The organism is Variovorax sp. 770b2 (genome assembly GCF_900115685.1).
Taxonomy (GTDB): Bacteria; Pseudomonadota; Gammaproteobacteria; order Burkholderiales; family Burkholderiaceae_C; genus Variovorax.
Genome location: NZ_FOXJ01000008.1, coordinates 245,475 through 257,943, shown reverse-complemented (window position 1 = coordinate 257,943; position 12,469 = coordinate 245,475). Strand labels below are relative to the sequence as shown.

The 12,469-nt window shown below is 66.4% G+C and carries 13 protein-coding genes; 2 read left to right on the top strand and 11 right to left on the bottom strand.

Translation table 11 applies throughout. From position 1 onward, the window contains the following. Positions 1–9: 9 nt before the first annotated feature. From BM133_RS30675 to BM133_RS30665, 3 genes are all read right to left on the bottom strand, one after another. Complete coding sequence (locus tag BM133_RS30675; protein WP_093442630.1) at positions 10–1,569, bottom strand: formate dehydrogenase beta subunit; 1,560 nt, start codon at positions 1,567–1,569, stop codon at positions 10–12. Beyond that, complete coding sequence (locus tag BM133_RS30670; protein ID WP_371286367.1) at positions 1,566–2,069, bottom strand: formate dehydrogenase subunit gamma; 504 nt, start codon at positions 2,067–2,069, stop codon at positions 1,566–1,568. Before BM133_RS30670 ends, BM133_RS30675 begins: the two co-directional genes overlap by 4 nt. 161 nt (positions 2,070–2,230) lie before the next feature. Next, positions 2,231–3,106 (bottom strand): LysR family transcriptional regulator, encoded by an 876-nt coding sequence (locus BM133_RS30665; RefSeq protein WP_093442627.1) that lies wholly within the window; start codon positions 3,104–3,106, stop codon positions 2,231–2,233. 117 nt (positions 3,107–3,223) lie between these two features. Between BM133_RS30665 and BM133_RS30660 the strand changes: the two genes are divergently transcribed. Then, positions 3,224–3,460: a hypothetical protein gene (locus BM133_RS30660; RefSeq protein WP_093442626.1), complete on the top strand. Its 237-nt coding sequence runs from the start codon at positions 3,224–3,226 to the stop codon at positions 3,458–3,460. Between the two features lie 15 nt (positions 3,461–3,475). Here BM133_RS30660 and oxlT read toward each other — a convergent pair whose 3' ends face one another. Then, a complete protein-coding gene (gene oxlT / locus BM133_RS30655; RefSeq protein WP_177224990.1) occupies positions 3,476–4,765 on the bottom strand; it encodes an oxalate/formate MFS antiporter in 1,290 nt (429 codons plus the stop codon). 694 nt (positions 4,766–5,459) lie between these two features. On the opposite strand from oxlT, the gene BM133_RS35270 reads away from it, so the two are divergent. Then, positions 5,460–5,636 (top strand): hypothetical protein, encoded by a 177-nt coding sequence (locus tag BM133_RS35270; protein WP_177224989.1) that lies wholly within the window; start codon positions 5,460–5,462, stop codon positions 5,634–5,636. A 50-nt stretch (positions 5,637–5,686) separates the two neighbouring features. Here BM133_RS35270 and BM133_RS30650 read toward each other — a convergent pair whose 3' ends face one another. The 7 genes from BM133_RS30650 to BM133_RS30620 form a co-directional block, all read right to left on the bottom strand. Continuing rightward, entirely contained in the window at positions 5,687–6,637 is a 951-nt protein-coding gene (locus tag BM133_RS30650; protein WP_093442620.1) for a LysR family transcriptional regulator, read from the bottom strand. A gap of 67 nt (positions 6,638–6,704) precedes the next feature. Continuing rightward, positions 6,705–8,126, bottom strand: a complete 1,422-nt coding sequence (gene pyk / locus BM133_RS30645; RefSeq protein ID WP_093442618.1) for a pyruvate kinase — start codon at positions 8,124–8,126, stop codon at positions 6,705–6,707. A 16-nt stretch (positions 8,127–8,142) separates the two neighbouring features. Next, entirely contained in the window at positions 8,143–9,153 is a 1,011-nt protein-coding gene (locus tag BM133_RS30640) for a 2-dehydropantoate 2-reductase (RefSeq protein ID WP_093442616.1), read from the bottom strand. Between the two features lie 62 nt (positions 9,154–9,215). After that, a complete protein-coding gene (locus BM133_RS30635) occupies positions 9,216–9,986 on the bottom strand; it encodes a fumarylacetoacetate hydrolase family protein (protein ID WP_093442613.1) in 771 nt (256 codons plus the stop codon). A gap of 50 nt (positions 9,987–10,036) precedes the next feature. Beyond that, positions 10,037–10,936, bottom strand: coding sequence for a succinate--CoA ligase subunit alpha (sucD, locus tag BM133_RS30630; protein ID WP_093442611.1), 900 nt, complete (start codon positions 10,934–10,936; stop codon positions 10,037–10,039). 1 nt (position 10,937) lies between these two features. Continuing rightward, the gene (sucC, locus tag BM133_RS30625; protein WP_093442608.1) at positions 10,938–12,110 is read right to left on the bottom strand and encodes an ADP-forming succinate--CoA ligase subunit beta; all 1,173 of its coding nucleotides are present in this window, start codon (positions 12,108–12,110) and stop codon (positions 10,938–10,940) included. A gap of 10 nt (positions 12,111–12,120) precedes the next feature. After that, positions 12,121–12,453, bottom strand: a complete 333-nt coding sequence (locus BM133_RS30620) for an HAD family hydrolase (RefSeq protein WP_371286366.1) — start codon at positions 12,451–12,453, stop codon at positions 12,121–12,123. Positions 12,454–12,469: the final 16 nt, after the last annotated feature.

The window sequence follows — 12,469 nt, the reverse complement described above, 5'->3', positions numbered from 1 at the left end:
GCGTTGCGTTCAAGCAGCTTTGCGATCGGGGACCACGAGACCGAAGTCCTGTGGGAAATGGTCGAGTGCGGAAAGCACCGGGAACGGCGTCATGCCCCCCATGGCGCACAGCGAACCGTGGACCATGGTGTTGCACAGGTCGCGCAAGAGGATGACGTGCTCCACGCGCTTGTTGTCCGCGCGGATCTTGTCGATCACCTCCACGCCGCGGGTCGAGCCGATGCGGCACGGCGTGCACTTGCCGCACGACTCGATGGCGCAGAACTCCATCGCATAGCGCGCGAGCTTGGAGAGGTCGGCCGTGTCGTCGTGCACCACGATGCCGCCGTGGCCCACGGTGCCGCCCACGGCCGCGTAGGCCTCGTAGTCCAGCGGCAGGTCCCATTGCGATTCGGGGAGGTACGCACCCAGCGGCCCGCCCACCTGCACCGCCTTGATCGGCCGGCCCGAGGCGGAGCCGCCGCCGTAGTCGTACAGCAGCTCGCGCAGCGTGACGCCGAAGGCCTTCTCGACCAGGCCGCCATGCTTGATGTTGCCGGCCAGTTGCATCGGCAGCGTGCCGCGCGAACGGCCGACGCCGAAGTCGCGGTAGTACTCCGCGCCGCGCGCCAGGATCAGCGGCACGCTCGCGAGCGTGATCACGTTGTTGATGAGCGTCGGCTGTCCGAAGAGACCGGTGATCGCCGGCAGCGGCGGCTTGGCGCGCACGATGCCGCGCTTGCCTTCCAGGCTTTCGAGCAGCGCGGTTTCTTCGCCGCACACATACGAGCCCGCGCCCTTGCGCACTTCGAGCCAGAAGGTCTGGCCCGAGCCCAGGATGTTCTCGCCGAGGAAGCCGGCGGCTTCTGCCGCGCGGATCGCCTCGTTCATCGTCGCGATGGCGTGCGGGTATTCGGAGCGGATGTAGACATAGCCCTTGGTCGCGCCGGTGGCGATGCCCGCGATGGTCATGCCCTCGATGAGCATGAGCGGATCGCCCTCCATCGTCATGCGGTCGGAGAAGGTGCCCGAGTCGCCTTCGTCGGCATTGCAGACGATGTACTTCTGCGCGGCCGGCGTGGCCATCACGGTCTTCCACTTGATGCCGGCCGGAAAGGCTGCGCCGCCGCGGCCGCGCAGTCCCGAGTCGAGCACCTGCTGCACCACCTCTTCGGGCTTCAGGCCCAGCGCGCGGCGCAGGCCCGCATAGCCTTCGTGCGCTTCGTAGTCGGCAACGGACACGGGATCGGTGATGCCCATGCGCGCGAAGGTCAGGCGCTCCTGCTTCTTCAGATAAGGAATTTCTTCGGCCAGGCCGAGCGACAGCGGATGCGTCTGCGCGCCTTCGGCAAAGCCCGCATCGAAGAGATCGGCCACGTCGTCGATGGTCACGGGGCCGTAGGCCACGCGGCCAGCGGGCGTGCTCACCTCGACCATCGGTTCCAGCCAGAACAGGCCGCGCGAACCGTTGCGCACCATGCCGAAAGAGATGCCGCGCACGGCCGCCTCCTGCGCGATGCGCTCGGCCACGCGCTCCGCGCCCACTGCCAGCGCGGCGGAATCGCGCGGTACGTAAATGGTGATGCTCATGCGCAGTCTCCGTACTGCGCCACCAGCGCATCGAACGAACGCGTGGTCATGCGTGCGTGCGGTTCTTCGTTGATCGTCATCGCGGGCGACGAGGCGCACAGGCCCAGGCAGAAGGCCGGCTCCAGCGTGAACGTGCCGTTCTTCGAGGTGCCGCCGTGCGCGCTGCAGCCCAGGCGCAGCTCGGCGTGGGCCAGCAGCGCATCGGCGCCCATCGACTGGCAGGCCTCGGCCCGGCAGATCTGGATCACGTGGCGCGCCGCGGGTGCGGAGCGAAAGTGGTGGTAATAGGTGATGACGCCGTGCACTTCGGCGCGCGAGAGGTTCACGCCCTCGGCGATCGTGGTCACGGTGTGCGGCGGGATGTAGCCCAGCGCGTCCTGCACGTCGTGAAGGATCGGGAGCAACGCCCCCGGCTCTTCGGCGCGCTCCTGCAGCACCTGGCGCACCGCGGCCAGTTCATCGGATTCGCTCATCGTGGCGTGTCGGCCCACTTCGTTCATGCGGCGCTCCTTGCCGGGTTTTTATTCATCGTGGTCTCGCTGTCCCGGCTTTTTCATCCTACGACCGAAACCGCTCGCAGACACTGCCGATTGCCCTAGGAAAAATTGCGGTTTCCCGCTCTGAGGGCACTGTCGGGGAATACGCAGGCAAAGGCCTTGACTCAGGTCAATTTCCCGGAAACAAGGGGCCGGGCGCCACCGGCCGAGACCTCGCGCAGCCCCGCGAGCGCCGGCTCGACGATGGCCGGGTCGGCCCCCACTGCGTAGACGGCATACGCGGGGTAGAGGAACTCCGGCGTGTTCGGCACGCGCCGCAGGTGCCCCGATTCGAGGTGGCCGCGCACCACGTCGAGCCGGAAGTAGCCCGTGCCGCCTGCAGCGAGCAAGTACTCGCGCCCGAGCGGGCCGAGGCCGGCCTTCACCGCCGCGTTGGAAAGCTCGGGGAACGCGAGGCCGTGCTGCGCCGCGAACTCCGGCCCCCAGTCGACGTACACGTAGTCCGCCGGCCGCGGCACGCGCGGGCGCCTGGCGGTGGTGACCATCACGAGCTTTTCCTCGATGAGCAATTCCACGCGCAGCCCCGGCCGCTGCTGCGGCGCATAGACGATGGCGACATCGAGCACGCCGCCCGCCACCTTGTCCAGCAGGTCCTGCGGAAAGCCGACCTCGGTGCGAATGGCCAGCTGCGGCGCGGTCTGCCGCAGCCACAGCAGCCAGCGCAGCAACAGCGGGTCCCACAGGCTGATCTCGCAGCCGGCCGCGAGCACCGCCTGGCTGCCGTCGGGCACCGCCACCTGGTGGCGCGCCCGCTCCCACACCTGCACCAGCGTGGTCGCGTGCGGCAGGAATTGTTCGCCCGCGCGCGTGAGGGCTGCCCCGGACTTGTTGCGCACGAAGAGCTTGCGTCCGAGCAGTTCTTCGAGCGTTCGCACGCGAGCGCTCACCGAGGTCTGCGTCACATGCAGGCGCTCCGCGGCGCGCTGGAAGCTGCGTGTCTCGACGATCGCGAGAAAGGTCCGGGCCAGGTTGATGTCCATCGAGGCGCCCTCTTTGAATGCATTATTTTTGCATTCAACTGGCAATTAATCTCGTTTTACTTATGCAGCGGCCGGACAGAAGATGAAGGCCATTTCAACGCAACCTGGGAGCCAGTCATGCCGACCCTTGGTCAGTCCATGCAAGCGAAGGGCGCCGGGCGCCTCGCCGATGCGCTCAGGAGCCTTGCCGACGAGGCCTTCATGCTCGTGGAGGCTTTGCTCAGCCCCCGCAAGCTCATCGAGGACGTGGAGCAGATGCGCGCCTTGCAGGTCGCGGCGGACACCCTCGAAGCCACCGACCCGTGGCGAGCCGATGTGCTGCGCTCGCGCGCCTCGCGCATCGGCCTTCGCTGAAGAACGACGATGGCGTTACGACGCCTGGCGGCTGGCCTCGATGTGCTTGCGGCGCATCGGGCGCAACACGAACCACGCCATCAGCGCCGCGGCCGCATTGACCGCGCTGGCAACGATGAACACCGCATGCCAGCTGCCGGTGGATGCGGCGAGCACGCTGGACAGCGGCACCAGCAGCGAGGCCGTGCCCTTGGCGGTGTAGAGCATGCCGGCGTTGGACGCGGCGAACTTGGAGCCGAAGGTGTCGGCGCAGGTCGAGGGGAACAGGCTGTAGATCTCGCCCCAGGCGAAGAACACCATGCCGGTCAGCAGCACGAAGAGGATGGGGTTCTGGCCGTAGTAGTACAGCGCCAGGATGCCGACCGATTCGAGCGCGAAGGCGATGAACATCGTCTGCTCGCGTCCGATCTTGTCGGAGACCCAGCCGAAGAAGGGCCGCGTCAAGCCGTTGAGCACGCGGTCGATCGCCAGGGCGAAAGTCAGCGCGGGCAATACCAGTCCCATGATGTTGACCGGTACGTCCATGATCTTGAAGTCCTGCGCGATCGGTCCGAGCTGCGCGGTGGCCATCAAGCCGCCGGCCGCCACCATCACGAACATCGCGTACATCACCCAGAAGATGGGCGAGCGCAGCACTTCGGCGGGCGAGTAGTCGCGCTGCGACTGCTGGACGTTGCGGCTGGTGGATGCCGCCTTCACGTGGTCGGGTGCGCGGGTGAGCAACCAGGCCAGGGCGAAGACGATCACGCCCTGACCGATCCCAAAATACAGAAACGCAGACTCGTAGCCGCTGGTCTTGATCATCACGGAGATGGGGATGATCGTGAGGGCCGAGCCGGCGCCGAAGCCCGCGGCGGTCATGCCCGCTGCGAGCCCGCGGCGATCGGGGAACCACTTGAGCGCATTGCCCACGCAGGTGCCGTACACCGCACCGGCGCCGATGCCGCCGACGGCCGCCGCGATGTAGAGCATCGGGAGGGAGGCAGCGAACGAATTCAGCACCCAGCCCAGACCGCAGAGCACGCCGCCCACGAGCACCACGGGGCGCGGGCCGAAGCGGTCGACCAGGTAGCCCTCGATGGGCACGAGCCAGGTTTCGGTGAGCACGAAGATAGTGAAGGCCACCTGGATCGCTGCGCGGCTCCAGCCGTGCTTTTCAGCGATGGGGTTGACGAAAAGGGTCCAGCCGTACTGCAGGTTCGCGATCATCGCCATGCAGACGATGCCGATCAGCAACTGTCCCCATCGGTACGCCTCGGATCGTTTGGCGGTGACACCGTGGGTGGAATCCGATGGTGGATACATCGCGGGATTGGAACCCGCAATCGTGGTTGTTGGCCGAGTCATGGCGTTGTCCTTAATGTTTTGATGAGTCCGACGGTCTCGGGAAAAACGACGCAATCAGTCGAGTGAAAAAAGAGAAATGAATCACTTGTTTTTGCGCGTGGATGACTGTCGGACGGCACGACTCAAAAACTCTTGACCGCAGTCAAGTTCACACGAATCGCGAGCTGTTGGGACCCCCGTGATATCCCTAGCAAACGAACATCCGCATGCGCTTGCGTTGGGTGGCTTTTGGCGCTGTTGTTCAGGGCGAGATCACGGCGACGGTGGGCTCTGTTTCGCGAATGTCCTCCGGCCTGCGGCCTCCCCCTTGATTTCGCGAAACAGGGCCCACCATCACCGCGACCTCATCAGGGCGGTCGTTGATCGGCCGATCACCGCAGCGTGCCCAGTGCGCAGGGCATCGGGTGCTCCCCGCAGCGAAATCAAGGGGGAGGCCGAAGGCCGGAGGACATTCGCGGAGGGGAGTACCCGGTGGCCTGCGCACACGCCCCGAACAAAGGCCCCGAATACGGGCTTGCAATGCCCATTTGCAAGGAGAAAAATTGACCTAGGTCAAGAAACGCGAAATCAGCGTTTGCGTGCGTCTAGGGTAAACCCTAAAATTGCGGGTAATCCCTTCAGTCTTTTTGATTCAACCTTCAGGAGCATTTCCATGAGCAACACCACCCTCGATTCCCGCGCGATCCGCAACGCATCGCCCGCCACCACCACCAACGAAGATGCGCTGCGCGACCTGGTCGCCGCGATGCCCATCGTGATCATGTACAAGGCAGCCCGCGCCGCACTCGTGCAACACCGCAAGAGCATCCGCAGCGCACTGACCAACTGATCGTGCCCCGCCCCAAAGACAAAGAGCGCTTCATGCGCTCTTTTGTTTTTTCAGGGCTGTGATTGCAGATGTGATCGCAAAGGCTTGAACGGCACGATCTGCGAGATCAGCGATGCGCCATCGCTCAGCAGAAAGTCCTTGAAGGCCTGCGCCACCGGCGGCAGGCGCTTGGTGCGGCGATGCACCACGTACCAGTTGAGCATCAGCGGAAAGCCTTCCACATCGAGCACGCAGAGGCTGCCGGCCTTCAGCTCCTGGCTGATGGTGTGCGCCGAGACGAAGCTCACGCCCATGCCCGCGATCACCGCCTGCTTGATCGTCTCGGTGCTGCGGATCTCCATCGCGATGTTGATGTGCTCCAGCTCGCGCCCGAAGCCGTCCTCCATCGAATGCCAGGTGTCCGATGCCTTCTCGCGCACCACGAACGGCTCGCGCATCAGGCGCTTCAACGGAATGCCCGGCACGCCCACCAGCGGATGCGTCGGCGGCGCGACGATCACATAAGGGTGCGGCGCAAAGGCCTGGTTCGACGTGTCCAGATCGGTGGGCGGCCGCACCATGATCGCGAGGTCGGTGAGGTTGTCCGCAATGTGGGTGAGCAGCCCTTCGCGGTTGTGCACGGTGAAGTTCAGCGTCACGCCGCGGTGGCGGCTCGCGAACTCCACCAGGAGGCGCGGAAAGAAGTAGTCGCCCGCGCTGATGACCCCCACGTTGAGCTTGCCGCCCGAGACGCCCTTGAACTGCATCATCGCGTTCTCGGCCGCCTCGAACTGCTGGATGATCGCGCGGCTGATCTGCAGCAGCTCGGCACCCGCGGGCGTCAGGAAGATCTTCTTGCCGAACTGCTCGAACAGCACGTTGCCCGCGTGCTCCTCGAGCTTGGCGACCTGCGTGGAGACGGCGGGTTGCGTGAGGTGAAGCTCTTCCGCCGCACGCGAAAAACTCAAGAGCCGCGCGACGGCCTCGAAGACCTTCAACTGGCGCAGGGTCGCATGCTTCATCGGGAGAAAAAGAGGGGCTGCAATCGAAGCGCGATCGTACAGCGCGCGCCCTCCCGGCCGCCGGTTGTCACACCGGAATTCGCGCGACGTGCAACAGGTTCGTCGTGCCCGACAAACCGAAGGGCAACCCCGCCACCACCACCACGTCGTCGCCCGCCTTCGCGAAGCCTTCGGCCTGCGCGGTGCGGCAGGCGCAGTCGATCATCTCGGCCACGTCGTGCACGTCATCGACCAGCGCCGCGTGCACGCCCCAGACCATCGCCATGCGGCGCGCGGCGGCGACGTCGGGCGTCAAGCTCAGGATCGGCACCGCCGGCCGCTCGCGCGCAGCGCGCAGGCTCGTGAAGCCCGAGGAGGTGTAGGTGACGGTGGCGGCCGGCGCGAGCAGCGCGGCCACCTGGCGCATCGAGGCGCACACGGCATCGGCCGTGGTCGACAGCGCCACGTCGTGCGTGGCATCGATGCCGGTGCGGTACGACGGGTCGCCCTCCACGCGCGCGACGATGCGGTCCATCATGCCGACCGCCTCCAGCGGGTACTTGCCCGAGGCCGATTCGGCCGAGAGCATCACCGCATCGACGCCGTCGTAGATGGCCGTCGCCACGTCGGACACTTCGGCGCGCGTGGGCACGGGCGCCGCGATCATCGATTCGAGCATCTGCGTGGCCACCACCACGGGCTTTCCGTGCTGGCGGCAGGCGCGCACGATGCGGCGCTGGAGCTCCGGCACCTGCTCGGGCGGCAGCTCCACGCCGAGGTCGCCGCGCGCGACCATGATGCCGTCGGCCAGCGCGACGATGCCGTCCAGGTGCTCGATGGCGGCGGGCTTCTCCAGCTTGGCCATGATCCAGGCGCGCTTGCCGATGATCTCGCGCGCCTCGGTGATGTCCTCGGGCCGTTGCACGAACGAGAGCGCCACCCAGTCCACGCCCATCGAGAGACCGAAATCCAGGTCGTCGCGGTCCTTCGGCGTGAGCGGCGAAATCGGCAGCAGCACGCTCGGCACGTTCACGCCTTTGCGGTCGGAGATCGGCCCGCCGACGATGACGGTGGTCTCCGCAAAATCGGCGCCGTGGCTCTCCACGCGCAGGCGCAGCTTGCCGTCGTCCAGCAGCAGGTCGGTGCCGGCCTGCAGCGCCGCGAAGATCTCGGGGTGCGGCAGCGGCGCGCGGCGGTAGTCGCCGCTCGTCCTGGTGTCCATGTCGAGGCGAAAGCGCCGCCCCGCCTCCAGTTGCGCGCGCCCGCCCTCGAAGGTGCCCAGCCTGAGCTTGGGGCCCTGCAGGTCCAGCAGCACGCCGATGGGCCGGCCGAACTCCTGCTCGAGCCGGCGGATGGCCTCCAGCCGGCGCGCATGGTCGTGCTGCGAGCCGTGGCTGAAGTTCAGCCGGAACACATCCACGCCGCGCTCGAACAGCGCGCGAATGGCTTGCTCGTCGGGGGTGGCCGGGCCGAGCGTGGCGACGATCTTTGCGCTGCGTGTGCGTCTCATGGTGTGTTGCTCTTTCTCATGCCATTTCGCGAAGCCGGACCTGGCCGCGCTGGTCTTCCATCGTGCGCGCCAGCAATTTCACCAGCGTGTAGACGGTGTCGATGTGCGGCGTCGAGGTGTCGGTCAGGCGCGCCAGCTCGACCACCGCGCCCACCAGCGCATCGATCTCCGGCGCGCGGCCGGCCTCGACGTCCTGCAGCATCGAGGTCTTGTGCTTGCCGACCTTCTCGGCGCCGGCGATGCGCTTTTCCAGCGTCACGCGGAACTCGATGCCCAGCTTGTGCGCGACGGCCTGGGCCTCGCGCATCATCGCGGCGGCCAGGTCGCGCGAGGGCGGGTACTGGCAGATGTCCACCAGCGTCGAATGCGAGAGGCTGCTGATCGGGTTGAAGGTGAGGTTGCCCCACAGCTTGAGCCATATCTCGGCGCGGATGTTGTCCAGCACCGGTGCCTTGAAGCCCGCGCCGGTGAAGCAGGCCGAGACACGGTTCACGCGCTCGCTCGACGAGCCGTCGAGCTCGCCGACCGGGAAGCGATCGCCTTCGATGTGCTTCACCACGCCGGGCGCAATGAGTTCGGACGCGGGATACACCACGCACCCGATCACCCGCTCGGCCGGCACCTTCGCGCCCACCAGCCCCGTGGGGTCGACGCTGCGCACCGGCGTGCCCGCGAGCGCGCCGCCGTGGTTGTGGAAGTACCAGTACGGAATGCCGTTCTGCATCGTCACCACCATCGTCTCGGGGCCGAAGAGCTTGGGCACGTCGTTGGCCACGGCCTCGACCTGGTGCGCCTTCATCGCGAGGACGACGATGTCCTGCGGGCCGGCCTCCTCGTAGCTGTCGGTGGCCTTCACGTTGCGCGCGACCTGCTCCTGGCCTTCGGCCGAGACCAGCTTGAAGCCGTTCGCCTTGATGGCCGAGAGGTTCGCGCCCCGCACGATGAACGTGACGTCCTCCCCGGCCAGCGCGAGTTTCGCGCCGACCAGGCCGCCGATGGCGCCTGCGCCGATGACTGCAATCTTCATGTCGATCCCCAGTAGTTTTGAATGCGTTGCCGAGGCCGGCAAGGCTCCCCTTTTTCTTCGTCTCAGCCGAAGCGGTTGGAGAGCTTGCCGATGCCTTCGATGCCGATCTCCACCTGGCTGCCCGGCTTCATCGAGCCGACGCCCACCGAGGTGCCGCACAGGATCACGTCGCCGGGGTTCAGCGTCATGTCCTGCGAGATCAGGCTGACCAGCTGCTGCACGGAAAAGCGCATGTCGCTGATCGGGTAGTTCTGGCGCTCCTCGCCATTGAGCACGGTGGTCACGACGAGCGTTGCAGGATCGAGGCCGGTGGCCACTACCGGACCCATCGGGCAGAAGGTGTCGAAGCCCTTGGCGCGCACCCACTGGGCGAAGGATGCGTCGCGGTTCAGGATGTCGGCGACGGTCACGTCGTTGGCGCAGGTGTAGCCGAACACGTGGTCCAGCGCATCGGCCTCGGCCACGGCGGTGGCGGTCTTGCCGATGACGATGCCCAGTTCGCCCTCGAACACCACCTTGCCCTCGCACAGGGGCTTTCGGATCGCATCGCCGTGGGCCGCGAAGGAATTGGGCGCCTTCAGCAGATAGAGCGGCTCCGCGGGAACCGGCAGGCTCAGCTTCGCGCCGAGCGCATGGAAGTTGTTCCACAGCGCGATCACCTTCGTGGGCTCGCTGGGCGTGAGCAGCTTCAGGCCCGCGAGCACGAACACCCGGCCCGTGGGCTCGCAGCTTCCGTACATGTCGCCCTGGTGCTCGTGCACCGCATCGCCCTGCACGGTGCCGAACGTGGCCTTGCCGGCATCTTCAAAACGGACCCATTGCTGCTGTTTCATTTGTTGTGTGCTTTCTTGAAATCTGCGGGCCGTTCGACGGATCGGATCGATCAGTCGAACGGGAGGTAGTCGGGAATGACGAGCGATGCGAGCAGCTTCCCCATCTCCGCCGGATTGCTGGTCACGTGGATGCCGCACGCCTTCATCACCGCGAGTTTTTCCTGCGCGGTGCCGCGCCCGCCCGAGACGATGGCGCCCGCGTGGCCCATGCGCTTGCCGGGCGGCGCGGTGGCGCCGGCGATGAAGCCGACCACGGGCTTGCGCATGTGGTCCTTGATCCAGTGCGCGCAGATCTCTTCTTCGTTGCCGCCGATCTCGCCGACCATGATCACGGCGTCGGTGCGCGGGTCGTCGTTGAACATCTTGAGCACGTCGATGTGCTTCAACCCGCCCACCGGATCGCCGCCGATGCCCACCACCGTCGATTGCCCGATGCCGAAGCGCGCCAATTGACTCGCCGCTTCGTAGGTCAGCGTGCCCGAGCGCGACACCACGCCGATGCGCCCGCGCTGGTGGATGTGCCCCGGCATGATCCCGATCTTGATTTCGTCGGGCGTGATCAGCCCCGGGCAGTTCGGCCCGAGCAGGAGCGTCCTGCTGCCCTCCATGCGGTGGCGCGTGCGCATCATGTCGCGCACCGGAATGCCTTCGGTGATGCAGATGACCAGCTCCATTCCCGCATCGACGGCTTCGTCGATCGCGGCCGCCGCGAACGGCGGCGGCACGTAGATCACCGACACGGTGGCGCCGGTTTCCGCCTTCGCGTCCTTCACCGTGCCGAAGACCGGAATGCCGTCGAAGGACTTGCCCGCCTTGTTCGGGTTCACGCCCGCGACGAAGCACTTCTGGCCGTTGCCGTAGTCGCGGCACATCGCTGTGTGGAACTGGCCGGTCTTGCCGGTGATGCCCTGCGTGAGGACGCGGGTGTGCTTGTTGACGAGGATCGACATTTCAGTTGCTCCTCCGCCGGGCTGCAGCCACGGCCTGTTGGGCGGCATCCGCCATGTCGTCGGCCGTGAGGATCGGCAGGCCCGATTGCGCAAGGATCGTGCGGCCCAGGCTCTCGTTGGTGCCCTTCATGCGCACCACGAGCGGCACCGAGAGCTCGACCTCGCGCGCGGCGGCGATCACGCCCCGCGCGATCACGTCGCACTTCATGATCCCGCCGAAGATGTTGACCAGGATCGCGCGCAGGTTGGGGTTGCGCAGCATCAGCTTGAAGGCCTGCGTCACTTTCTCGGCCGTCGCGCCGCCGCCCACATCCAGGAAGTTGGCGGGCGAACCGCCGTACAGCTTGATCACGTCCATCGTCGCCATCGCCAGGCCCGCGCCGTTCACCAGGCAGCCGATGTCGCCGTCCAGCGCGATGTACGAGAGATCGAAACGCGACGCCTCGACCTCGGCCGGGTCTTCCTCGTCGAAGTCGCGCATCGCCACGATCTCGGGCTGGCGATAGAGCGCGTTCGGATCGAAGTTGAACTTGGCGTCCAGCGCGATCACCCGGCCGTCGCGCGTCACGACCAGCGGGTTGATCTCGGCGAGCGACGCATCGCTCGCGTCGAACGCCTGGTAGAGGTTCTGCATCAGCGTGCGCGCCTGCATCACCGACTTGCCCGAGAGACCGATGCTGCGCGCCACGATGTCGGCCTCGCTGCCCTTCAGGCCCGTCGCCGGATCGATGAGCACCTTGTGGATCTTGCCGGGCGTGCGCGCGGCGACCTCTTCGATGTCCATGCCGCCTTCGCTGGAGGCCATCAGCGCCACGCGGCCCGCTTCGCGGTCGACCACCATGGCGAGGTAGAGCTCCTTGTCGACCTCGATGCCCTCTTCCACCAGCAGGCGCTTCACCACGCGGCCTTCGGGGCCCGTCTGGTGGGTCTTGAGCGTCATGCCGAGCATCTGGCTCGCGTGCCGGCGCACTTCGTCCACCGACCACGCGAGCTTCACGCCGCCGCCCTTGCCGCGGCCGCCGGCGTGGATCTGCGCCTTCACCACCCAGGCGCGGCCGCCCAGGCGGGTGGCGGCGTCGGCGGCTTCGTCGGCCGATGCGCAGGCGAATCCACGGGGCGTGGTGACGCCGTATTTGCGCAATACGTCCTTGCCCTGGTATTCGTGGATATTCATGGCAATTGCTTTACGCGCCCAATTCGGCGCCGTGGCTTTCGGCCCAATTGAAATAGCGCCGGTTTCCGAGGCCCTGGCTCAATTCGCGCTGCTGGTGCACTTCCTTCTTCTGCTCGATCACCTCGGCCAGCGATTTGGCGTCGTAGGCGCGCAGCAGATGCGGCTGGTGCGTGCTGAGGTAATGGCACACGCGCTCGGGGCCGTCCTGGCTCTGGCGCAGCAATTGGCAATAGGTTTCGCGATCCCAGTGCCAGCGCAGGCCCAGCTCGTAGAAGGCCGCGTTGTAGGCGTTGCGCTCCGTCTCGGAGCTCCAGTATTGAATGGGCGCATCATCGATCATCATGAAATTTCTCCTGGAA